The following is a 23,250-nucleotide window of genomic DNA, read 5'->3' on the forward strand; positions in this document are numbered from 1 at the left end:
ACTCTCCCTTGCTCCTTGACTCTCCCCTTGAGGGGAGGGTGTAGAGTAAGGTTGCACATACGAAAGGAGAGAAACGAGATGAAACGATTGGAAGGAAAAATAGCGCTCATTACAGGCGGCAGCAGAGGCATCGGAAGAGGAATTGCGCTGCGGCTTGCCGAAGACGGGGCGCTTGTCGCCGTTCATTACGGCAGCCGCAGCAATGCCGCGGATGAAGTCGTCAGCATGATCGAAGAGAGCGGCGGACGGGCGTTCACCGTCGGCGCAAACCTTGATTCCACAGCCGGCGTGGAGCAGCTGGTTCAGGCTTTATCAGACGAGCTTTCGCGTTTGACCGGCGGCAGTCAGTTCGATATTTTGGTCAATAATGCCGGGATCGGCACATCAAGCCCGTTTGAGCAGACGACGGAGCAGGAGTTCGATACCGTATTCTCCGTGAACGTCAAGGCGCCGTTCTTTCTCGTCCAGCAGGCGCTGCCAATGCTGCGCGACGGCGGGCGCATCATTAACATTTCCTCCGGCGTGACGAGAATCGCCTACCCGCATCTGATGGCTTACAATTTGACGAAGGGTGCGCTCAACACGTTCACGCTTCATCTCGCAAGCCTGCTCGGCCCGCGGGGTATTACCGTCAACGCCGTTCTTCCCGGCATCGTAGATACCGACGTCAACGCCTCCTGGCTGCATACGCCGGAAGGGACGAAGCAGGCAGAAGACGTCTCCGCGCTCGGCCGTATCGGCCAGCCTGCGGATATCGCGGACATCGTCGCGTTTGTCGCGTCCTCCGACGGCCGCTGGGTGACGGGGCAAATGCTGGACGCAACCGGCGGCTCGCATTTGTAACCGCTCCGCTGCCGCAACATCATGCTACCGCATCACCGTTGTCAAGCGCAGATACGCGCCAAAGAGGCTGTCGTATGTTTGCCACAAAGATAACAAAATGACCGCCTCGATGATTTGTGTCATTCATCGAGGCGGTCATTTTTCGGTTTGTCACAACCTGTCTTCCGGGTTTAATATTCCTACCAGAATAAGGTCTTGTACTCTTGACCGTTCGTCTTTACGCGGTGAGCATTCGTAACATTCCTGAAGTATACCCATTCGCCCGTCACATTCATATTAAAGGGATTGCCGACATCCGCCAGCTTCGTCATAGACGTGCCGTTCAACCTCATCTTATAGAGACCATCCCACTTGCCGAAGTAGATCCAATCCCCATGCACTTTAAATTCTTCAATAAAGTAAAGCTCCTCAGGATTCATGGCGCTCTTGCTGATATTCGTTACGCCCGTTCCATTCATCTCCATGGAATACAAATCGATAGGCATGGAATCCTTGCTGTCGTCTCGTGAATTCTCATGGAAACGGCCGTAGTAGATCTTGCCATTGGCCAGCTGCATATTGACCGCATATTCCTTTGTATTCACAGCGCTTAAAGAGGTTCCATCCGGCTTCATCCGGTAGATCAGGCTGCACTCTTTACCATAGCCGCAGAAGCTCTTTTTCAAGAAATAAAGTTTGCCTTGGCTCACATGCAAGTTCGTAATATAACCGTCATTTAGCTGCTGAAGCACCTTCTTGCCTGAACCGTCTGTCTTCACCCGGTTTAATATCGCCGTATTCGTGCTGTAATTGTTTGATACATAGTAAATCCAGTCCCCGCTGACGACAACCTCGCCAATATGGTAGTCCGTAGTAATCGTAACAGGCGTGGAGCCCGTTTTCTTCACTTTCTTAATGGGATTCTTGCTTCCATAGAAGCCGATCGTATTCGGAACGACATAATAAATCCAGTCCCCTTCAATATTCATGGACGATGTCGTATCTTGAGTGATGCGCTTCTTCTGCCCTTCCTGCCCGTATGTAAAAACAAATAAGCCATTGCTCTTGTTAAATCCATCGTTATAGTAAACCTTATTATCCTGAAGCAGCACAGTGCCCGGACCCGAAGTTTCCAGCATCACAGGGTACTTGTCCGGAAGAGGTGACGGCTTCGCCGGTTCAGGCTTCTTCTCCACCTTCATCATGCCCAGCAGACCTTGGATCAAATCCTCATTGCCTTCTCTTATTACCGGCCGATCGCTTATCATAATGAGTCCGCTCTCCCAATAGACTTGCTTGCCCAATGCTTCGGCAATCGCCCGGAACGGGATATAGGTTCTGCCTAAGATCATTTCCGGCGCCGCCCCCATCTCCTTGGCAAGACCGTTGATTCCCATCGTCGAATCGCCTAAGGCAAGCTGAATCGTCACTCCGTCCTGTAGGATCTCAATGCCGTTTCTAGCGGGATCCCATTGCACGGAGGCGCCAAGATTCTCTGATACAAACCGGACGGGCACTAAGATCTTGCCTTGCTTCGTAAGCGGAGCAATCCGGCTGTCTCCCGCATCTACAGGAATAAGCTGATGCTTTACATAAGACTTGGGATTATCCACGTATAGAACCATAACGTCATCCAGACGCGAATCATCTTTAACAGCTTCCGCCCGGACAACGGACTGTATTGGAAATTGTGTAAGCAGAACAACTGCGGCGAATAAAGGAATCCATAATAATCTGATGATTTTCATTCTTCTCTCCTCACCCATGAAGTTGATATATGAAAAAAAAGCCTGAACCAAGTTCAAGCTTTGAGCTGCTTGCTCAGCAGCTGCCCGCAGGCGGCGTCAATATCAAATCATAGATGATAGGCTTCTCATTCATCGCCGTAGTAAGGTTCATTAGAATATTGTCACAAATTTTTGCCAAAAAAACAAGGCCAAGGGATCGAATGAGCGTTTCCATTCGCCGGGCATTTGTTCATGAATATGTATCCAAGGTGGATTCTAGTAAGTCGCACTCTGCAAAAATTTGAAAGGCTCCCGTACGAGAACCACTCGTTCATATGCTCCGGCTGCAGCAGATCGATGCCCTGCATGAAGAAGAGAAGTGCATCCCTTAGAATGGACATTGAGAAAAGACCTCTGAGAAAGCGGAGTCGGAGGTCCTTCCTCGCTAAACCTGCGAATGCGCAGGTATTATCGATCGAAATCGCATGTCTGGACGGAAAACCTGCAATGGCGCAGGAATTTCCCAGCTTTTATCGCCTGAACGTGAGATGGGGTCGACAGTAGAAGGAAAAATAGATGCACGAACGCATCTTTTTCAAAAATATCCCTCATGCGGAGCGTTTAAAGCGTTCGATGGCGTTACGAGCCGTGAAATTGGATATGTGTGGACGATGTGCGTTACACAAAGCAGGCAGATGACTATAAAATCAAACGAACCGGCCAAGGATAGCCCCTTGATCGGTTCGTTTTACGCTTTTTAAGCTTCCGCTTTTGGTCGAGCGGTACAATCCGTCCGTTCACCTTCGCGCCGATCGTCCGGTTGCCGACCTGGAAGCCCTGATTGATACCGCTAAAAACCTGCTTATGGGACAGCCCCGTTAAAAGCCTTGCTTGCTTTCGCCACCTCGCACAGTTCCCCGCGCGAGATGCGACGGCGCGTGACGGCTGTCAACTGCGGTTGCCGCATCGCGGCGGTCAGCTCATATGCACACCTTCGACCGCCGCTTCCGGTTTGGCCGTCTGAGTTTCCCCCGAAGGCTTTTGACCGCGCCGCAAAAAGAATCCGAGCGCAATGCCGAACAAGGCAATGATGAGCATGATGCGAAACGTGTAATCGAAAGCCTTCGGGACCAGCGCGAGCATCGCCTTGGCCGCGTCCTCATTGCTGCCCGAGGCGGACTGTGCCCCGGCTGCAAGGGTGTTGATGCGCGAAGTCAGAATCGTCACCAGCGTCGCCACGGCGAGCGAGTTGATGACCTGCTGCATCGCGGCGGTCAGCGACGTCACGCGGCTGACCAGCTCTCGCGGCGCCTTGTTGATCAGATGCGAATTGAGCGGCATCATCATGAGCCCCATGCCGCTTCCGGCCATAATGAGCGGCAGCAGCAGATCTCTGCCCTCCGTCGTCATATCGACATGCGAATATTGGAATATCGCCCCGGATACAAGGCTGAGGCCGATGACGACGAGCCAGCGTACGCCGATCCGGTCGAACAGCATTCCGCCGATCGGCATGAAACACGCCGCCGCAAGCGCCTGCGGAAAGAGCGTCAGTCCGGTATCAAAGGCACCGAACCCTCTTGCCTGCTGCAAAAATTGCGGCAGCAGGAAAATCGCGCCGAACAGGGAAAATTGGACGATCCACTGCACGAAAATAGCGAACGAGAAGTCGACGGAGCGGAAAACGCGGAGCTCAAGCAGCGGAATTTTCGCTCTCAGCTCGACGAGGATAAACGCGATCAGCGCAACCCCGCCAACGATGAGTCCGGTCAGCGTCTTGCCGGAAGACCAGCTGCTGGCCCCTTCGGTTACCCCGTACGACAATGCCGCGAACGCGAGCGGCCCCAAAATCATGCCCGGGAGGTCGAAGCCGGACACCTTCTTCCGCTCGATCTTCGGCAATCTCCAGAAGCCGAACAGAACGCTGAAAATGCCGATCGGAATGTTGATTAAAAAAATCCAACGCCACGATTGATATTCCACCAAATAGCCGGAGATGATCGGCCCGATCGCCGGTGCGAACAAAATCGGTATGCCGAGCATGCCCATTACGCGCCCGATTTTATCCGGGGGGCTGAGTCTGTACACATAAGCCATCGATACGGGCATGACAAATCCTCCGCCAAGGCCCTGGATGATGCGGAATACGACCAGCCATTCCGCACTATTGGGAGTCGCGCATAGAGCGGAGCCCAAGGTAAAAAGAACGAGCGAGGTCAGAAAAATATTTTTGGCGCCAAACCGATCCGACAACCACCCTGCGAGCGGGATGACGGCCGCATTCGCCAGCATGTACCCGGTTACCGTCCATTGCAAAGAAGGAAGATCCGTATTAAAATCCTTCACCAATTTTGAAAGCGCCACATTCATGGCCGTCGTGTCCAGAATAACCATAAACAGACCCGAAACAATCGCGATAAGCGGTGCCAGTATGCTCCTCATACGAAATTCCTGTTTGGTTTGACCGGAAGCCGCAGCCTGGTCCATCTCCTTCACTCCTCCTTCGCTCAACCTCCTTACGGCGCTCGACATTCACAGATGTATACACGCGCGTTGAAGGGCACACATGAGCGGCTGAACATGTTATAATTGATTACCGGACAAATGTCCGCAATCAAAATAATACGGACATTTGTCCGCAATGTCAAATATTTCATCTACGATATTTTTCTAGGAGAGGGGTGTAGTCGTGAATACTCCCAGCAATCGTATGGAATTCCATCGTCCTGCCGAATCTGCCGCAGAAACAGGACGAAGGGAACAGAAGGATCAGGAATACCGCCTCCGCATTCTCGATGCCGTCCGCCGATTAATCGACCGGAACGGATTCGATACGGTCACGATGCACCATATCGCGAAGGAAGCCGCCATCGGCCAAGGAACGCTGTACCGACGTTACGAACATCTTGGTGAAATCTACTCGGATCTTCTCCGGACAAGCGGTGTACAATTTCTGGACGAGTTGGAAGCTTTTGCCGGGCGGAATGCCTCCTCGATGCTTGCTCTCGACCAAGTGTACGAAGTAATTGTCCGTATCACCGGCTTTATGGACGAAAATGCGGAGCTGCTCTCCGCCATAAGCTGCAGGTATGCCGGCAAAAAAAGCTTTCTGCCAAGCAAGCTCCCTCTTCTTGTGAGGATGCACAATATATTCGCTACTCTCTTAAGCCGCGCCAGCGCGCAAGGGGAAACCAATGAGATCGACGTGACGCTGATCAGCAACTGCCTGCTCGCCGCGCTCGCGCCGGAGCAATATTTCTACCACCGTAAAACGCTGGGCTACACGAAAGACCGTTTTTTGGCGGGTATTCGCGGCTTGTTTATCGAAGGACTCAAAAAGGAAACGCAAGCGAGCGGCGGCTCGCATTTGTAACCGCAATAAGCCCCTTCGATGCGAAGTCGAAGGGGCTTTGCTATGCCGGCGGCAATTGCCACCGCTTTATTAGCTTTCCGCGGCGATTCCGCGTATATCCGCCAATACGGCTTGATCCAGCATCACATCTGCTGCCGGGAGGACGCTTAAAATATGATCGGGCTTGCGCACGCCCATGATGGCGCTGGTCAGCGCCGGATGCGCCAGCACGTAGGCGACTGCAAGCTGCGGCAGTGTAAGGCCGAGGCCTGCGGCGATTTCGTTCAGCTTATTGGCTTTGTCGACGTTGCTGCGGAGCGCCTCGCCCGTGTGGGCCTTGTTGCGGGAACGCCAGTCGTTGTCATCGAATTTCGTGTCATACGTATAACGGCCGGAAAGAAGCCCCGAAGTGAGCGGACTGTATGCAACGACGCCGATTCCCTGCTCCAGACAAAACGGTAAAATTTCTTTCTCCACGGCCGGTCTTAGGATCGAGTACGGCGGCTGCAGCGAATCGACGTGCCTTACTGCGAGTGACTTTCCCAATAAAGGGACGTCATAGTTGCTCACCCCGACATAACGCACTTTACCGTCCTGAACGAGCTTGTCGAGCGCCCGCATCGTCTCTTCGGCCGGCGCTTTCGCACCGGTGTCCGGCCAATGCATTTGGTACAAATCGATATAATCGGTGCCGAGCCGACGCAGCGAGGCATCCGCTTCTCCGATGATGGAGTCGTAGGTGCCGTTATTCGTAATATGGTTGTTTTCGTCCCATACAAGCCCGCATTTGGTCGCCAGCACGACTTTATCCCGGTCGCCTTTCAACGCCTTGCCGATCACTTCCTCCGAATGTCCCAGCCCGTACACGGCAGCCGTATCGAAAAAGGTTACGCCCGCATCGAGCGCCGCGCGCACGCTCTCATGAGACAGCCGGTCATCCTGCGCTCCCCAGCCCATAACCCAGTTTCCTCCGCCAATCGCCCAGGAACCGAAGCCGATGACGGAGATGTCTGGACCGTTTTTGCCAAGTTTGCGGTATTTCATCTGTTGTCTCCCCTTTCGTATAACGGGTATGATTGATGCCTCTATAGGAAAAATAACCCAAATATGATTTTGCGTCAATTTTTTTCGATGTGCGGTTTTCATTCCCCCTGCACTTTCGCTTCCGAATTCGAAGAATGCTGCAGACGGTATTCCATCGGTGAAATCCCTTCGATTTTGCGGAAGGAACGAATGAAGGAGTTCCGGTTATTAAACCCGACCGAAGCCCAAATATCCTGAATGGTTCGATTGGAGTTTGCCAGCAGCTCCTTCGCTTTCTGAATCCGCACCTCTTGCAGATATTGATGAAACGGTTTGCCAAGCTCCTTCTTCAGCAGGCGGGACATATAGTTCGCGGTCGTATGAAACTTTTCCGCCAGAACCTCCAGATGAATATCCTCTTGATAATTGGCGTCAATGAACGGCTTGAATACCAAAGACTCCAGCTGGTTCGCTTTCGGTTCAACAGCATCCATAATTTGGTTGAAATATCCTGAAATGAATTCCGTCATGCCGTCGATTGAAATCGAATGCTCGGACAGGATCATGCGGATATATTCCCGATACGTTGCTTCAGGAAGGGTCTTGTCTTTATGCTTCAACACTTGCGAACCGATGACAAAGAGATGCATGTACAGCTCTTTAATCGTGAAGTCGTTGAGCCCCATGGCCACATGATTCCGAATCACCTTGCCGAGCAGCTCGTGCAGCTCGTCCCTTTTGACCGACGCGAGCAGATTGAATATTTTTTTATCGTCGCTGTTGTTCAGGAGAATCGTGACGGACTCCTCGTCCTCCTTCTCATAATAGTGAAGCCGCTTGTTCTCGAACGGCGACAGCCGCCACATCGCTTTCATCGCTTCCAGATACGACTGCTGCAGCCCGTCGAAGCCCTTATGAATGTCGCCTACGCCAACGAATACATCGTGCAAAATTTCGTCATGGCGGAAAAGACCGAGCATGCTTTCAAAGTAGTCCGCAAGCTCATGCCGATCCGCAGCCTGCGGGAAATTGACCAGCAGACAGAAAACATTCGCTTCGATTTCGACCAAATAGCTCTGATGGTTCGCCGGCGTATTCGATTTGAGCACGCTCACCATTTTATCGTAATACGTGTTTTGCTCCGCAGCGCTGTAATCCATATAGAAGGCTTTCCCTAATTTAGCCCGGATCAGGACGGCCGCAAAGTGATCGTGCCCGAACGAAAGACCGCATTTGTTCAAGAAAGAGCTGATCTCCTGTTCATCGGGAATCCGCCCCAATCGCAGCAGCCGCACGATCCACTGCTCCAGAGCGAGCGGAGACAGGGAAGACAAGCTGTTGCTCAGCGTATCCATATTATTCATCATCCGGTTAATTTCCCGGTCCAGCAGCTTGTATTCATCGGCCGCCGGCACCGCGGACGGCGATATTTTGACAATGAGCGAATGAATCGGCCCATACAGCTTACGGCTGAACAGGAAGGAAAGAAGAACGGAAAGCACAAGCGCCAGCAGAGACAGGAACGTCCCCCAATATTGCACGTTTTTCATGCTTGCGCGAATGTCCGAAACCGGCACCAAGGCGACCATGTGCAAGTTTTTAAACACAAAACGGGTGTTCATTTGAATCGCAAGCATGTCCTTCCCTTCCACCTTTGTTCTCAGGACGGACGTGCCGGATGCTTGAAATTGGTTAACGAAATTGAAAAATTGCCCCTTTGGCTCGTTCATGTCCGTTGAAGCGATCAGCTGCTGATTGTCGTCGACGATAAACAGCCTGCTGTTCGGAGTCAACTTGGAACTATTCAGCGACTGGATGATCGGGTCGACTTTCAAATTGATGACGTACAGATCGTTCGACCGGTATTCGGCAATAGACGTTTGTACGATCGGAAGGATATACGCGCCGTTGCGGGATACCGACCGTGAAGGCGTGAGAATCTGAAACGGCTGGCTCTGCCGCCCATAATTTTTCCAAAACGATTCGGGGTATTGCTCGAGCGCGCTGCTCCTGCCGAAAAAATCTTTGGCAGAAATGGTTCCATGATCGCTGATAATGAGATCGTCCTGCTTTTTGTAAATGAACACGCTGTCCACATAATCGCTCATGAGGCGGATCCGGTTCAGGGAACGAATCGTTTGGGAAACAACGGCGTATTTGCTGGGGCTGTCCACATCGAAGCTGGAGGAAAACAGCTGCATAGCCTCCCCATCGAGCGAAAGAAGATAATTGGAATTGTAAATTCCCGTAAACACATTATTCAGGCCGGCTGCTATATTGGAAAGGGATTTGTTGTAATTATGCTCCAGTTCGGTTTCAAAATACCACAAATTGACCCGGTACGTGATGAAGTTGATGAATTGAATCAACAGCGAAACGACAAGGAAAAAAAAGAAAAACCGGTACAGCAAGCTGCGGAAGGCGCCCCTCATCCATAAACCAGTAGTCTTCAGCATCTTGAAATCCCTACCCCCTGAAGATAAGTTAGGTTCATTATGGTTCGTCAAAGCCCCCCTGTCAATGAAAGATGTGACAATAAATGACGTAAAAAGGCTAAAAATGATACATCGTTCCGTTTTGTCCTATCGAAACGAATCGAATGAAGTCAATTTTTGTGACATGAAAACGAAAGTGTCTGTTTCGCAGCCGCATCCTTTTATCGTTTAATCGAGTTGCGGGCAATCAGCCGCGAAAGGAGATGATCGAAATATTGGATCAAACATTGGCAACGGAAAAGAAAAGTATGGGGACAATTAAACAGAAAGGAATGAGGCGTACAGGCCTGGGGGTCTATCTTAGAAAGAATTATTACTACTATATTCTTCTATTGCTTCCTATCGTCTATTTTGCCGTCTTTCGTTACGGCCCGATCATCGGAAATGTGCTTGCCTTCCGCAGGTATGTTCCCGGCGGGTCCATCTATGGTGAAAAATGGGTCGGACTCAAATACTTCAAACTGTTTCTACACGATCCCAATTTTTGGACAGCTTTCAAAAACACCTGGCTGCTCAGCTTTTATCATCTGCTGATCACGGTTCCGGTTGCGATTCTGTTTGCCCTGCTGGTCAATGAAATCAAGTCGGCCAAGCTGCGAAACGCGGTCCAGACGATCTCCTATTTTCCCAATTTCATCTCGATCGTCGTCGTCATCGGCATGATGAAGGAGCTGCTCTCGCCAACCTACGGACTCGTCAACAAGGCGCTCGGGATGATTGGCATCCATTCGATTTTCTTTATGAACGAACCCGGATGGTTCCGCACGTTGTACATCTCATCGGAAGTTTGGCAGTATACGGGTTGGAACTCGATCATTTTCTTCGCCGCGATCACGGCCATCGATCCGCAGCTGTACGAAGCCGCGGAGATGGATGGCGCAGGGCGTCTAAAGCAGATCATTCATATTACGATCCCGCAAATGATGCCTACGATCTCCATCGTGTACATCCTATCGCTCGGACAGCTGATGAACGTGGCGTTTGAAAAGGTGCTGCTCATGTACACCCCCAGCAATTCGCAGGTCAGCGACGTCGTCGAAACGTTCGTCTATCGGATGGGACTGGAAAGCAGCAATTACAGCTTTGCAACGGCGGTCGGCTTGTTCAGCGGAATATTGGGGCTGGCTATCGTCGTGATGGCGAACTACCTTTCCAAAAAGGTGACCCGCCATTCGCTGTATTAATCCGGCAGGAAAGGAGATCGCCCATGCTTTACCGAAAAACGTTTGAATATCGGTTGTTCAAAATCATCAACGTGCTGTTCATGGCTTTGGTCGTCTGCGGCGTCATGCTGCCTTTTCTTCATCTGCTCGCCGTATCGTTCAGCGATTCCGCTGCAAATACGAGCGGCAAGGTCCACTTTGTCCCGATCGGATGGAATCTGGAGGCCTACAAGCTCATTTTCCGGCATCCGAGCATCCTGAACGGCTTCTGGAACGCGATTGTGCAGACTACGGTCGGAACGCTCATCAGCCTGTTTATGATGACCATCTGCGCGTACCCGCTGTCCAAGCAGATTAAGGGGCGCAAAGTGTTCATCTGGCTGATCATGGTGACCATGTTTTTCAACGGAGGCCTCATCCCGACTTATATGCTGGTGAAAGGGCTTGGACTGCTCGACACGCTGTGGGCGATCGTGCTCCCTTCTTGTATCATGCCGTATTTTTTGATGATCATGATCAATTTCTTTCAAAGCTTTCCCGACAATATCGAGGAATCGGCGTTAATCGACGGTTTGAATCCGATTCAAATATTGTTTCTGATCGTCCTGCCGCTGTCGAAAGCGATCCTTGCCGCCATGAGTCTGTTTCTGGTCGTCATGTTCTGGAATAACTGGTTCAATTCTTTGATTTATTTAAACACTCCCGAAAAGTATCCGATCATGCTGATCGTCCGGAACATTCTGGAGGGCGCCAATATGGTGAACTCGCCTTTGCAGGGCGGGGCGATGAAAAATCTGTCCACGGCTTCGCTGCAAGCCGCAGCCATCATGGCGACAACGCTGCCGATTTTTTGCACCATTCCATTTGTTCAGAAGCATTTTGCCAAGGGCGTTCTGCTCGGAGCGGTTAAAGGATAATCCAATGCTTATGCTTACGAAGTGGTTTTGCCTCCGGCAAAACCTAGCCTATGCTTACGAAGTGGTTTTGCCTCCGGCAAAACCTTAAAGAGGAGAGATGTTTATGAAAACGACGGTTAGCAAATGGATGAAGGTTACAGCGCTCTCGCTGCTGGTGGCGGTTCCGCTTACCGCTTGCTCCGGTGGAACCAATAAATCGGGAAGCACTTCGGAAAGCGCGAATGGGGCCAAGGAGGGGGACGGTCCGGTCACGCTGACGATGCTTTATTCCGAAGGAGGGTCTCCGTTCAACAAGGAATGGCCCATTTACAAAGAATTGCAGGCAAGAACGAATGTGAAGCTGGACCTGCAGATCGTGCCGGAATCGGATTATCAAAGCAAAGCGAAAATCGTGCTCAGCTCGGATAAAGTTCCCGATATGGTCACCAACGTGAACCAGTCCAACGTATTGGAGCTCGGGGATACCGGCGTGCTGCTGCCGATCAGCGACTATATGGACAAGCTGCCAAACCTGAAGAAAAAGATCGAGGAATACAAAATCGAAGCGGAACTCGAAAATTGGAAGTCTTCGGACGGCAAGCTGTATGTGCTTCCTTTTATGAGAGAAATGGCGGACTATAACCGTTCCCCGATTATCCGGGCGGATCTGCTCCAGAAATACGGTCTCAAAGCGCCGACGAACACGGACGAACTGTACACCGTTCTTAAGAAAATGAAGGAAATGGACCCGGGCAGCTATCCGTTCACCGGTACAAGCGCGGAAGATTTGCGGAACATGTGGGGTGCCGCTTGGGGCATCGAACCGAACTATAAAGGCTTTATTTTCAAGCCGGAAACAGGCAAATACGAATACGTCTACACCAGCGAAAACTACAAGGAATATTTGACGTATTTGAACCGCTTGATCAAGGAAGGGCTGGCGGATCCGGAATTGTTCACGTCCAATGTCGATCAGCTTCATCAAAAGATTTCGACGGGCAAAAGCATGTTCTACTTCTTCTGGAACGGTCAGGAAATCAGTCAAATCAACATTCTCGGCAAGCAAAATAGCGGTCCGGAATTCAAGATGGCGATGCTGCCGCCGATCGCCGGTCCTGCCGGAGAGAAAGCTCTTTCGGGCAGCCGGATCAGTCACGGCACCGTCATTCCGGTCAGCGCCGCCAAGAAGCCGTATTTCGACCAGCTGCTGAAATTCGTCGATTACCTGTACAGCGATGAAGGAAATGATCTGCTCACGTGGGGCATCAAAGATGATACGTACGTCGAGAAAGACGGCCAGAAGGAATTTACGGATAAACTGAAAAACTCGGAAAACCTGAACAAAGCGCTGTGGGATATCGGCTCGGCTAACAGCTCGTTCACCCATCTGTGGCCGTTCAAATGGTTTGCAACCATCCTCGGCAACAAGGATTACGAAATGTATTCGCTCGAAGGCAACGAGAAGAACTGGTTCACTCCGGTTGCGAAAGTGCCAAAGCTCAGCTCGGATCAGCGGGAAGAGGAAAATCTTGTGATTGCCGGCATCAACGACTACTATGCCAAAATGCAGGAACAGTTCGTGTACGGCAAAGCCTCGATCGACCAGCAGTGGGACAGCTACGTCAAAGAAATCAATGCGAAGGGCGTAGACAAGCTGCTGAAAATTTACGACGAGTCCGAGAAATAATCCGACTGGGTGGAACGGGGCCGTCCTTTATTCCGGCCCCGGCCTATCGTTCGGAAAAGGATCCGAACCTGGATATGAAATGAGGCAAACCGCCTCTCAAATTCCCTGCATATTCATTTAACAAACCTAAGCAGCGGCGGAACGGTGGGCTGCTGCAATTTTATCTGGAGTTCATACCCTAATTTTGATTATAGAGGTGCTATGAGAGATGAGCGAAAGTAACAAATCGGGCATTTTTACGACGATTACGAATACGGGCATCAACGGCTCCCTTATGCCCGCAAACGAGACGGGCAGGAGGATCGCGATTCTGAAAGCCGCCCTTGCCGGCCAAGGCATTGCCGCTCTGGTCGCGTATGCGAACGGCGCCGGGGAAAGCGGCGGCACCGTAAGGTACTTGACCGGCTGGATGCCGCCGAACTCGGAAGCGGTTCTCGTTGTGCCGGCCGAAGGCTCGCCCATCCTCATTTCCAGCGACAAGAACAGAGCCCGGGCTTTCCACATGCGCTTCGGCAATGACGGGCAGGTTGTGAAGACGACCGATTTGACCAGGGCGCTCAAGGAAGTGCTCGCAGCATTGATACCTCCTGGCAGCGTCATCGCGCAAGCGGGAGAATTCGACTTCACAGTGGCTAGAGCCGCCCAGTTTCGTTCCGTGCTGGAGCCCTACGAGATCGCAAACGGCAACGAGATCGTCAACAAGCAGCGCCTGCAGCGCACAACGTTCGAGGCCGACAAGCACCGGAAAGCGACGGAGGTTGCGGACAAGCTCGTCGCTCACGCAATGAATATCGCATCGGTTAAAGGCGTGACCGGAGCGGACATTATGGCGGAAGTGGAATTCCTCGGGCGCCGGCTCGGCGCGGATACGGCCGGGTGCTGGCTGGCGATCGGCGAACGTCCGGCCGAAACGTATTTCGAGCTGTTCGAGCTGACGGAACCGCTCGGCCCGGATTCCCGTCTGCAGATCGGAGCGACGGTCTGTCTCGACGGCTACTTTTCGCAAGTGCTGCGGATAGGCATGTTTAAAGAGCCTTCGGCCCGGCTCAAAGAAACCGCGGACGCGATTATTGCAATGCAGGACGCCGCGCTCGCCAAGATGGTTCCGGGAACTCCGGTTCACGAGGTTAGCGACGTGCTGGAATCGATGATCGATGCCTGCTGCCCTTACACGCGCGCGGCAGACCCGTTCCGCTTCCAGGCATGCCATGCGATGAGCTGCAGCTACGTCGATCCCGGAATTGCGCCGTTTCTGTTCGCGGATCGCGACAAATCGCAGGACTCGGAATCCCCGCTCTTGATGGAGAACCAGGTCTATGAAGTGCATCCGAATTTCACCCTGCCCGACCTGGGCCATGTTGTGGCGGGCGATGTCGCGCTCGTCGGCAAGGGCGGCGCGGAGTGGATCTCGAAGTTCCCGCGCGGAATATACCGGCTCGCCTGAGAAGCGCTAAATGGCTCAAGCTTTACAACGAGTCCCCAAACGAAATGCAGGGAGAATCAACCCTATTCCGGTTGGCCTGAATACCGTTAAAAGAGAAAGGCAGGTTGTATCGATGCGTATTGGAATTGACGGCAGGAAAATACCGGAGGCGAAGTTAAGAGGGCCCGTGGGCACGCTCGAGCATGCCAAGAGCCTTGGCATGGAAGGCGTGTTCTTCCGCACCATTCTCGATGTAAGCCCGGGTCTAGACCGGGGGGTGATCCGTGAAGTAAGGCAGCACGCCGACGAGCTCGGGCTCTACCTTGAAGCCGGGCTCGGCAAAGTAAATCCGTATGCCCTGCCCGAGACGCCGGAGGTGCGGGCGGCTGGCGGCGGAGATACGCTGCTTGGATTCCGGCGGATGATGGAAGCCTGCGCGGAGTTCGGCATAAACGAGCTGTGGATTTCCACCGCAGGCGCTAAGCCGTTCCGGGGGCGGTTCGCCACCGACCGCTTCCGGACGGATGTTACGTGGGAAGACCAGTTGGAGGCTACGCGCCGCTTCATGCTGCAGCTGAAGCCGATAGCGCTGGAGCTAGGCATTCATCTGAACCTGGAAACCCACGAGGAGATTACAACGTTCGAAATCCTCCGCCTCATCGAGGCGGTCGGCGACGATGTCGTCGGCGTCGTCTTCGATACCGCTAACGTCCTCATCCGCGGCGAGCATCCGATCATGGCCGCGAAACGGATCGCTCCGTATGTGCGCCAGACGCACCTGAAGGACGCTTACGCCGAGCTCACAGACGGTGGCGTTTACCAGAAGGCGGTCATGTGCGGGGCCGGTCTTATCGATTTCCCGGCGGTACTTGCCGAACTGAACAAATTCAATCCCGGTCTTAATCTAACGTTCGAGTGCGATTCGCCCCGCTTGGAATGGGGCATCGTTCCGGGCGAGCCTCACTTTATCGAGCTCTACAACCCGCTTTGGATCGAGAAGCATCCCGATCTAACGCGCGAAGAGTTTGCCGCTTATTTTGAACTCGTGCGCGGCTACACGGAGCGCATCCGCGCCGGAGAAGTCAAGACGTGGCAGCAGTATAACGCGGAGCCGTTCGAGTACGCCGAATCGATTCAGTGGATTGAATCGTCGCGCCGGCACATCGACCGGATTTGCCGGGAGCTCGGCATCGCGCGGGAAGACAAAGCCTATGTCTGATGGGCTGATGAAGCGGGCTGGAATTTTTGCTAAGGATCTGTACGGTCCGACATTTGACGTGCGGGATGCGGTTCAGGCGATGGGCCGCCAAGGGTTCGCCGGGGCCTTTATCGGGACCCCTTTCATCGCCAGCCCGACACTCGACAAGCAGGAGCTGGAGGACGTGCGGCAGGCCGCCGATGAGTCGGGCGTCTCGCTCGGCCTCTCGCTCGGCATGCTGAACCCTTATCAGCCCGCGCGCTCGACCGAAGCGCTGGCCGCCGGCAGCGGCGACCTTGCGACCGGGCTGCTCAAGCTCGCGGAGGCCGCCCTTCTGCTCGGACAGCCGGATGTGATGCTCGTTGTCGGCACGGAAGACGACCGCTTCAATCGTTCCATCGCCTGGTCCGATCAATTGGCGGCCGTCCTTTCCTTCCTGAAGCGGCTCGAGCCCGCTCTTGGCTCGCTTGGCTCGCGGGTGCTCATCAAGACACATCAGGAAATGACGTCTTGGGAAGTCCGCCGGCTGCTCGAAGAGCTCGACCCCGGCCATTTCGGCGCCGCTTTCGATCCCGTGAACCTCATCGTGCGCATGGAAGATCCACTCGCAGCAGCAGACCGGCTCGCGGGGCTCATCGGACAGGTCCACGTGGACGACGCGCGCCTTCTGTGGAGCGGACGCGGCTACTCCCGGTCGCTCTGCCCGGTCGGTCAAGGGTGCATCGACTGGCCGGCGCTAATCGCCCGCATCGGCGCTACCGACCCGAACGCCTTTTATTGGGGAGAAATGCACCGGGCCGAGCTTGTTATGCCGTTCCTGAACGAAGGCTGGTTCGACGCGCATCCGGATATTGAAACGGCGGAAGTGGCGCAGTGGGCCTCGAAAGGAATGCCGCTGTCCCCGCCCCCGCCTTCTCTTGTCGGAGATGTCGATGAACGGGTGCGCGCGGTTACCGCATTCCTGACGCAGCCATGACGACGGGATACGCCCTTAACGCGCTCTTCCTTAGACGGCAATGACGGCGAAATGCGCGTCATTAACGCGATGCGCGTTTCTCCCGGCGCGTTCGGCGCTGTATGACCGATCGATCAGATGCGGCACGAAGCATAGATAACAGGCTTTTTCAGCCGGAAAGGAGAAACCGCGATGGAACTTAGGCAACCGATTCGGGTAATTGTCATCGCCGCCCATCCGGACGAAGCGGATATGTACGCCGGCGGCACGGCCGCTTTATTTGCGGAGGCAGGACATAAAGTCAAGTTTCTTTCGTTAACGAACGGCGATTGCGGCCATTACGAACTGCGCGGGGAAGAGCTTGCGCAGCGGCGTAAACAAGAGGCCCTGGCGGCCGCAAAGTGTCTGGGCATCGAGGAATATGAAGTAATGGATACGCCGGACGGAACAATCGAGCCGACATTGCCGTTCCGCAACGAAGTGATCCGGCAAATCCGCAGGTGGAAAGCGGACCTTGTGATTTCCTTCCACCCGGAAGGCGGGATCAGCCCCGATAACCGCTATACGGGCAAAATCGTCAGCGACGCGGTTCCGTTTACGACGGTTTCCAACTATTTGCCGGATGAACCGGGCTTGACCACCAGACCGCTCGTTCTGCTTATGCCCGACACGACGATGATCCACGACTACAGGCCGGATATCGTCATCGATGTCGGCCGTACGATCGAGAAGAAACTGCTTGCCTGCGACGCGCATGCCACCCAATTTTACGAATCCCCCGCATGGCACAGCGGCACTTTGGACCGGCTTCCTGCCTTGTGGGAAGACAAGAAAAAGCATTTATTGGAAGGCTGGTCGGAGACGTTCTACGTTTCCCTGAAAATGATGCCGGCGCTGGAACGATGGTATGGAGCCAGGCGCGCAGCCGAGGTCCGGTATGCCGAGCCGTTTGAGATCGCCCGGTACAGCCGCTCCGCAAGCTTGGAAGAATGGAAAGCTTATCTGCCGATGCTGGCGGACGAAGCTGATTTGAAGCAATAAAGCAAACGGACCATTAACAAAAAGAGTCCGATATCAAAAAGAGATCGCTCTATCGGTCAACGCGGGGCTCATGCGCCCCATTGCCGATGGCGGTCTCTTTCTTTTTACCGATTCAATGTTCGCAGCGTGCGATCGATCAGCCTTTTCAAATCCTTGAACTTTTCCGGCATATCCTCGTCCGGACCGATCATCTGCAGCAGGTTGATCAAATCCCGCATTTTTCCCATACGCGCCCAATCGTCCGGCAGCTTCCATTCCGCGCTTTCGTTGTACGCGCGGATCAGGATATCCTGCTGCTGCCTTGTGAATTGGCCGTCATAGCGGAACCACTGCCCGATGTCGGCGATTGGGTGTCCGGCATGCGCAAACTCCCAGTCCAGCACGCTGCTGGCTTTCCCTTCGTGGACGAGAAGATTGGTCGGACGGAAGTCCCCGTGAATGAGCGTAAATCGTTGATCGATCTCCCGCAGCATGTCGCTGTTTGCTCGAACGGCCTTCTCGACCTCGGCCGAAATGTGTTCGCCCAGCCTTGCCCGCGAGTTGTCCGATAGAAAAAAGCCGTACCATGTCGAAAGCGGCGGCAGTTCCTCGACAACCTCCAGTTTCTCATCCAAAAAACCTTGCCTGTCGTACCTTTTGCGATGAATGGCAGCCAGTATGCGTCCGATCTCATCCATCAGCTTCGCATCCGGCACAAAACCGTCCATCATCGATTCCAGCAGCGATTTGCCCTCGGCATATCCGTAAATGGCGTACGTACGGTTTTCAATCCATTCATCCTTGCTTAACCAATACAGCTGCTGCATGGGCACCGTTTCGCGCAGTGCGGCGCGCAGGCCCGTCTCTTTGCGCCAGCTTTCGTCTCCCGGCGGGAAAATGCGAAGCAGAAACGTCCGTCCGGGAAAAGAGGTGTCGATGCGATAATTTGTATTTCGCTTTCCCTCAGTCAGCGGAACCATTCGTTCGATCTTCAGCTTCGGGTCCAGCTGCCGCAGCAGATGCGCAGCCGTCGCTTCGGCGACCGGAAATAACGGAATGGAACGTTCCCATTTATGGTCCACCGCGTTCACTCCTTTACCAAATACTGCCGTTCTGCCGCACAATGATTCATATGTACGCTCCAGCCGGCGGTAGCGGCCTCACTTGGGCGCTTTCCGGGTAATCTTATTTTTCACCGCGATGCTTTGGTTCGGCTATTGAGGCGGCCGCGGCCGCTTGGACTCCCTCTTTCCGAAAGAAAGACATGAGCGTCACATCCGCGAAATAACGGACCTTCACGAGCGATCCGTTGAGCAGAAACAGCAGGGCCGCGCTCAAAATGATGCCTTTCATCGAGACGATCCCGCTAAAGAAGCCGCCGAACAACGGTCCCGTCAAGTTTCCGAGAAACAGGGCGCTGTGATAGTATCCGAACGTCAAGCTTTCCGCGCCTTTCGGGGCGTGCTTTCGGATCGTGCTGTTCACCGCAGGCAGCAGGCCGCCGACACACATCCCCGTACCGAACCGAAACAGCAGAAAGGACCAGATGGACGGAATAAGCGCCTGCGCGCCGTAACAGATGAAGGAGCCGAGCAGACAGACGAGCAAAATTCGTTCCGAGCCCCAGCGGTCCGACAATTTTCCTAAGATCGGGGAAAAAATCATGACGGAAACGCCGGAAATAGAAACGGCCAGTCCGGCCATAACCGCCAAATGGTCGGGGTCGTGCCACATCGAGGCCACATAAGTCGATAAGAACGGCGACGTGCTCATCATCGAAAACTGAATGAGAAATCCGGTGACGAACATCGCGGCGACCGGCGCAATATGTAAGATGCCTTGTGAAAAAACGGGTTCTCTTCCCGCCTGAAGCTGTCGCCGCACTTCCGCCAGCACTCCCCCGATCAAGGGGCCGAAAATATTGCCGGCAAAAGCGCCCGACTGAACGCCGCCAAGCGCGTAGCCGATTTTCTCCTTGGGCGTGTTCATCGTCATAAAAGGTGCGGAAGCCGGTATAAATCCCGCGAATATGCCAAGAAGGAAGCGCATCAGCACCAGATGCCAAGCGGAAGCGCTCCACGCCATCAAGCCCGTAACAACCGCGGTTTCCATGCTTATGCCGCCTTACCGCTCATTGACGCCTTGCCGTCAGACGCCCCTTTTACTATTTTAGTTCGATCGTTCATATCCGGCTTCCTCCACTACGTGAACTGTAACCTACAGTATATCGTTTGGAGCGCGCTCTAAAGCAAGCCTTTTTCGGAAAAAATAAGCAGGCATCTCGTTTCCATCACCAGGTGCGAATAGAGATTGTGCGGTTTCAGGGGTATAATTGAAGCGGTGAACGAGCCACAGATATCCGGTTAATGGCCTGCAAGTTTCCGCAACCCGACTCAGCCTCTTTGGCGGGCAAAAATAAAAAAGCGAAAAGCCGATTGACGGCCTTTCGCGATTAACTTCGGAGGTTATCATGATTGTTCATAAAGGAGAAACGCTGTTCCGCCAGGGTGATACGGGGCCGCTCTACCGCCTGAAGAGCGGTTTGCTCAAAATCATTCGCCTCCATCCTGACGGAACGCCGTTTCTCGTTAATATTATCGTGCCGGACGAAATTATTCCGCACCATTCTCTCATCAGCCCGAACCCGTATTTCGGGACGGCGGTGGCGCTCGTGAGAAGCGAGGTCGACATCCTGCCCGTTCCCGAATGGTACCGGGAGCTGGACCGCGATCCGGCGAAATGCCGCCAAATCGCCCTGCTGCTGCAGGATAAGCTGCGCATGATGCAGCAGCGGATCGATCAGCTGACCGAAGCCGCCCCTGCCGACAAACTGCGCAAGCTGCAAGCTTGGTTCCAATCCTATATTTCCCCGGAGACTCTAACGAATTTACTGACGCAGGACGAAATCGGCCAGTTGATCGGTCTTCGCCGCGAAACGGTCAACCGGCTCCTGCGGGCGCAGGCGCGTTCAGACCGCTGACCGCGCCTGCATAGCGCTGCGCCAACCGGTTCTCTTGCTCGCCGTTATTCCGCAGCCTGTTCCAATTGCGCCGCCGGACCGAAAAACTCGTAATGAAGATCCGCGTCCGCTGCTCCCCATGTCTTCAGCATCCGGTTTACAGCCTTCATAAATGGAACCGGTCCGCAGAAGTAGAAGCTCGCGTCGGCAGCCGGAATTGCGCTTTGCAGCCAAGGCAGATCGATGTACCCTTCCCGGTCGTAATCGCCGCGCTCCCGATCCGCGCCGTCCGGGCGAGTATAACACCAATGGACGGACAGCTGCGGATTTGCGCGTGCCAGCTCCTCCACTTCTCTCCTCAATGCATGAACCTTGCCATTCTGCGCTGCGTGGATAAACGTCACCTGGCGGTCCGGATCGGTCTGGGCCAGCGTATGCAGCATGCTGACCATCGGCGTCAATCCGACCCCTCCGCCGATGAGCACGACCGGCCGCTTATCTTCCCGGTCCAGAGTAAACGAACCGGCAGGCGCCGACAGCCGCAAAATTCCGCCTTCTTGGACCTGTTCGTGCAAATAAAGCGATACCTTTCCCGCCGGCCGGCCATCTGCTGCATCTTCTCTTTTTACCGAAATCCGGTAATACGGAAGCCCCGAAGCTGCTGAAAGGCTGTACTGGCGGATATGAGTATTGGACTCGCCCGGAATATCCACTTGCACGCTGACGTACTGTCCCGGCTCAAAGGCGGCAAGCGCCCGGCCGTCTTCCGGCACCAGGTAAAACGACGTAATCACGTCGCTTTCCTTGACCTTCCGTTCCACCCGAAAAGCTCGAAAGTCCGCCCAGCCGCCCTCTTGCTGTTCGCTTTGCACGTACATTTCAGCTTCGATGCCGATGAAAGCGTCCGCGATGACGCCGTACGCATCCGCCCAAGCCTGCAAAATCTCCTCGGTCGCCGCATCGCCGAGAACGTCCTTGATGGCGGCAAGCAGATGCTGCCCGACGATCGGGTAATGCTCGGCTTTCACGCCCAGACTCCGGTGCTTGTGCGCAATCTGCTTGACGGCCGGAAGGATTGCTTCCAGCTTGTCGATATTTACCGCTGCGGCATACACCGCGTTCGCAAGCGCCGTCTGCTGTCTTCCCTGCTTTTGATTGGCGTGGTTGAAGATATTCAGCAGCTCGGGATGACTGGAAAACATCATTTGATAGAACCGTTTTGTAATTGCCGTCCCGTGCACCTCAAGCACCGGTACGGTGGATTTAATGATCTGTATCGTTGTTTCATTTAACATCCTAATCGCCTCGCTTTCGTTGGCTTCTTCGTATGAACCCAGTATAAAAGAGGCGAAGCGATCGGACGTGTGATTGAAATCACAAGAAAAAACAACGATTTGTGACGCGAACGAAATCCGCTATAAGCCACAAGCTCCGTTCATCAAACGAGCGGCTTGGAATAGGACTCGTAGCTCTTCCATACCCGGTAATTCAGCTTTCCATAGAACGAAACGAGCGTCGTCCAGTCGATGACGATGCTGCGGATCCCCCGCTGGCGCAAAAAGTGAATGCCAGCCTGCACGACCGCCAGCCCGTACCCGGATCCGCGAAAGGCGGAATCGATGCCGAGCGGGCCGATGCCTCCGAGACCGTCTGCAAACAACGGCGCCCAATAAACGTTTTGCGCGATAAACGGAGAATGGGCATCGTTGATCCGGCAGAAGCCGATGATTTGCCCCTCTTTAACCGCAACGACAAACTCGCGTCCTTTGCCGCCGCGCTCAAAATATTGCACCGCTTCATACTCCCACCGCCCGGGAAAGCAGCGGCGCAAAAACGCCAGCAGCGCCCCGCTCTCGCCTTCCCGCAGCAGCCGGAATTCGGCATCCGCGAAAGCGGGCAGGTCCTCCCGCAAGTCGGGCCCGTACGTGTTCAGAAGATCGCTTTCGGTCCGCCGGTCGTTCCGGTATCCTTTTGCCTCGAACCATTCCCGGGTTACCGGGTATTCCTTCGGAATACCGGGGAAATAGTGCCATGGATCGCGGCCAAGCAAAATTTTCGTGACGCCATATTTGATGAGCGCCTGTTCGGCGCCGCGAAGCAGCTCGCTGCCGATTCCCCGGCCGCGGTAAGCGGAATCGACAAGCAGCACCTGAATCCATCCGGCTCCCGCCGGGGCGGGAGGTGCTGCTTTTTCCTGCCAAGCTTTCGCAACGATGAAGCCGACGACGCGATCGGTCGATTCATCGATTGCAAGCCGGGAGCCCATCTGCAGCACGTTGACGTCCCGGATGCTGTTTTGCAGCAGCAGCTCTTCCCGCATCGGAAAATGGCCGCCCAGCTCCTTGTTCCATAACTCGCAAATTTCGCGCAGACGGCCGCTCGACCAATTCTCGTATTTCATCGGAGCATCCCCTTCCTCAGGCTCTCGTTACTTTCGCGTCGTCCACAAGGCGGCAGCAAAATCGCGTCCACCGCCGGGAACACGGCCGAGGTTCCTTTTTCCCGACCAGGCAGCGGCTGCTATATCATA

Annotated in this window: 18 protein-coding genes; 10 read left to right on the plus strand and 8 right to left on the minus strand. The window is 54.1% G+C overall.

What is annotated here, in order from left to right; translation table 11 throughout:
• Positions 1–78 precede the first annotated feature (78 nt).
• Positions 79–843, plus strand: a complete 765-nt coding sequence (locus VN24_RS09255; RefSeq protein WP_045670169.1) for an SDR family oxidoreductase — start codon at positions 79–81, stop codon at positions 841–843.
• Positions 844–1,022: 179 nt separating this feature from the next.
• On the opposite strand, the gene VN24_RS09260 is transcribed toward VN24_RS09255, so the two are convergent.
• Complete coding sequence (locus VN24_RS09260; RefSeq protein WP_045670170.1) at positions 1,023–2,570, minus strand: DUF5050 domain-containing protein; 1,548 nt, start codon at positions 2,568–2,570, stop codon at positions 1,023–1,025.
• A 954-nt stretch (positions 2,571–3,524) separates the two neighbouring features.
• Positions 3,525–5,036: an MDR family MFS transporter gene (locus tag VN24_RS09270; RefSeq protein ID WP_045670172.1), complete on the minus strand. Its 1,512-nt coding sequence runs from the start codon at positions 5,034–5,036 to the stop codon at positions 3,525–3,527.
• Between the two features lie 202 nt (positions 5,037–5,238).
• On the opposite strand from VN24_RS09270, the gene VN24_RS09275 reads away from it, so the two are divergent.
• Entirely contained in the window at positions 5,239–5,922 is a 684-nt protein-coding gene (locus tag VN24_RS09275; RefSeq protein WP_202967416.1) for a TetR/AcrR family transcriptional regulator, read from the plus strand.
• Positions 5,923–5,991: 69 nt separating this feature from the next.
• Here VN24_RS09275 and VN24_RS09280 read toward each other — a convergent pair whose 3' ends face one another.
• Together VN24_RS09280 and VN24_RS09285 are read right to left on the minus strand one after the other, a co-directional pair.
• Positions 5,992–6,945, minus strand: coding sequence for an aldo/keto reductase (locus VN24_RS09280; protein WP_045670174.1), 954 nt, complete (start codon positions 6,943–6,945; stop codon positions 5,992–5,994).
• Positions 6,946–7,043: 98 nt separating this feature from the next.
• Entirely contained in the window at positions 7,044–9,380 is a 2,337-nt protein-coding gene (locus VN24_RS09285) for a helix-turn-helix domain-containing protein (RefSeq protein ID WP_045670175.1), read from the minus strand.
• Between the two features lie 254 nt (positions 9,381–9,634).
• Here VN24_RS09285 and VN24_RS09290 point away from each other — a divergent pair, with 254 nt between their 5' ends.
• From VN24_RS09290 to VN24_RS09320, 7 genes are all read left to right on the plus strand, one after another.
• The gene (locus VN24_RS09290) at positions 9,635–10,603 is read left to right on the plus strand and encodes an ABC transporter permease (RefSeq protein WP_238590868.1); all 969 of its coding nucleotides are present in this window, start codon (positions 9,635–9,637) and stop codon (positions 10,601–10,603) included.
• A gap of 23 nt (positions 10,604–10,626) precedes the next feature.
• A complete protein-coding gene (locus VN24_RS09295) occupies positions 10,627–11,499 on the plus strand; it encodes a carbohydrate ABC transporter permease (RefSeq protein ID WP_045670176.1) in 873 nt (290 codons plus the stop codon).
• A 103-nt stretch (positions 11,500–11,602) separates the two neighbouring features.
• Positions 11,603–13,165, plus strand: coding sequence for an extracellular solute-binding protein (locus VN24_RS09300; protein WP_045670177.1), 1,563 nt, complete (start codon positions 11,603–11,605; stop codon positions 13,163–13,165).
• Between the two features lie 208 nt (positions 13,166–13,373).
• Entirely contained in the window at positions 13,374–14,609 is a 1,236-nt protein-coding gene (locus VN24_RS09305) for a M24 family metallopeptidase (RefSeq protein ID WP_045670178.1), read from the plus strand.
• Between the two features lie 112 nt (positions 14,610–14,721).
• Positions 14,722–15,807: a sugar phosphate isomerase/epimerase family protein gene (locus VN24_RS09310; protein ID WP_045670179.1), complete on the plus strand. Its 1,086-nt coding sequence runs from the start codon at positions 14,722–14,724 to the stop codon at positions 15,805–15,807.
• Positions 15,800–16,762, plus strand: coding sequence for a sugar phosphate isomerase/epimerase family protein (locus tag VN24_RS09315; RefSeq protein WP_045670180.1), 963 nt, complete (start codon positions 15,800–15,802; stop codon positions 16,760–16,762). Before VN24_RS09310 ends, VN24_RS09315 begins: the two co-directional genes overlap by 8 nt.
• A gap of 171 nt (positions 16,763–16,933) precedes the next feature.
• On the plus strand, positions 16,934–17,782 hold the full coding sequence (locus VN24_RS09320; RefSeq protein WP_045670181.1) for a PIG-L deacetylase family protein: 849 nt from the start codon (positions 16,934–16,936) through the stop codon (positions 17,780–17,782).
• A 104-nt stretch (positions 17,783–17,886) separates the two neighbouring features.
• Here the strand turns inward: VN24_RS09320 and VN24_RS09325 are convergent, their stop codons facing one another.
• Complete coding sequence (locus VN24_RS09325; protein WP_052702874.1) at positions 17,887–18,843, minus strand: phosphotransferase family protein; 957 nt, start codon at positions 18,841–18,843, stop codon at positions 17,887–17,889.
• Between the two features lie 103 nt (positions 18,844–18,946).
• A complete protein-coding gene (locus tag VN24_RS09330; protein ID WP_045670182.1) occupies positions 18,947–19,873 on the minus strand; it encodes an MFS transporter in 927 nt (308 codons plus the stop codon).
• 358 nt (positions 19,874–20,231) lie between these two features.
• Here VN24_RS09330 and VN24_RS09335 point away from each other — a divergent pair, with 358 nt between their 5' ends.
• Complete coding sequence (locus VN24_RS09335) at positions 20,232–20,741, plus strand: Crp/Fnr family transcriptional regulator (protein WP_045670183.1); 510 nt, start codon at positions 20,232–20,234, stop codon at positions 20,739–20,741.
• Positions 20,742–20,785: 44 nt separating this feature from the next.
• Here VN24_RS09335 and hmpA read toward each other — a convergent pair whose 3' ends face one another.
• Together hmpA and VN24_RS09345 are read right to left on the minus strand one after the other, a co-directional pair.
• Entirely contained in the window at positions 20,786–22,015 is a 1,230-nt protein-coding gene (gene hmpA, locus VN24_RS09340; RefSeq protein ID WP_045670184.1) for an NO-inducible flavohemoprotein, read from the minus strand.
• Positions 22,016–22,158: 143 nt separating this feature from the next.
• Positions 22,159–23,121 (minus strand): GNAT family N-acetyltransferase, encoded by a 963-nt coding sequence (locus VN24_RS09345; protein ID WP_045670185.1) that lies wholly within the window; start codon positions 23,119–23,121, stop codon positions 22,159–22,161.
• Positions 23,122–23,250: the final 129 nt, after the last annotated feature.

Origin of the sequence: Paenibacillus beijingensis (genome assembly GCF_000961095.1) — a bacterium.
Classification (GTDB): Bacteria; Bacillota; Bacilli; order Paenibacillales; family Paenibacillaceae; genus Paenibacillus_O; species Paenibacillus_O beijingensis.

Coding starts and splice junctions, on each gene's coding strand:
- VN24_RS09255 (WP_045670169.1), top strand. CDS start 79: ATGAAACGATTGGAAGGAAAAATAGCGCTCATTACAGGCGGCAGCAGA.
- VN24_RS09260 (WP_045670170.1), bottom strand. CDS start 2,570: ATGAAAATCATCAGATTATTATGGATTCCTTTATTCGCCGCAGTTGTT.
- VN24_RS09270 (WP_045670172.1), bottom strand. CDS start 5,036: ATGGACCAGGCTGCGGCTTCCGGTCAAACCAAACAGGAATTTCGTATG.
- VN24_RS09280 (WP_045670174.1), bottom strand. CDS start 6,945: ATGAAATACCGCAAACTTGGCAAAAACGGTCCAGACATCTCCGTCATC.
- VN24_RS09285 (WP_045670175.1), bottom strand. CDS start 9,380: ATGCTGAAGACTACTGGTTTATGGATGAGGGGCGCCTTCCGCAGCTTG.
- VN24_RS09295 (WP_045670176.1), top strand. CDS start 10,627: ATGCTTTACCGAAAAACGTTTGAATATCGGTTGTTCAAAATCATCAAC.
- VN24_RS09300 (WP_045670177.1), top strand. CDS start 11,603: ATGAAAACGACGGTTAGCAAATGGATGAAGGTTACAGCGCTCTCGCTG.
- VN24_RS09305 (WP_045670178.1), top strand. CDS start 13,374: ATGAGCGAAAGTAACAAATCGGGCATTTTTACGACGATTACGAATACG.
- VN24_RS09310 (WP_045670179.1), top strand. CDS start 14,722: ATGCGTATTGGAATTGACGGCAGGAAAATACCGGAGGCGAAGTTAAGA.
- VN24_RS09315 (WP_045670180.1), top strand. CDS start 15,800: ATGTCTGATGGGCTGATGAAGCGGGCTGGAATTTTTGCTAAGGATCTG.
- VN24_RS09320 (WP_045670181.1), top strand. CDS start 16,934: ATGGAACTTAGGCAACCGATTCGGGTAATTGTCATCGCCGCCCATCCG.
- VN24_RS09330 (WP_045670182.1), bottom strand. CDS start 19,873: ATGGAAACCGCGGTTGTTACGGGCTTGATGGCGTGGAGCGCTTCCGCT.
- VN24_RS09335 (WP_045670183.1), top strand. CDS start 20,232: ATGATTGTTCATAAAGGAGAAACGCTGTTCCGCCAGGGTGATACGGGG.
- hmpA (WP_045670184.1), bottom strand. CDS start 22,015: ATGTTAAATGAAACAACGATACAGATCATTAAATCCACCGTACCGGTG.
- VN24_RS09345 (WP_045670185.1), bottom strand. CDS start 23,121: ATGAAATACGAGAATTGGTCGAGCGGCCGTCTGCGCGAAATTTGCGAG.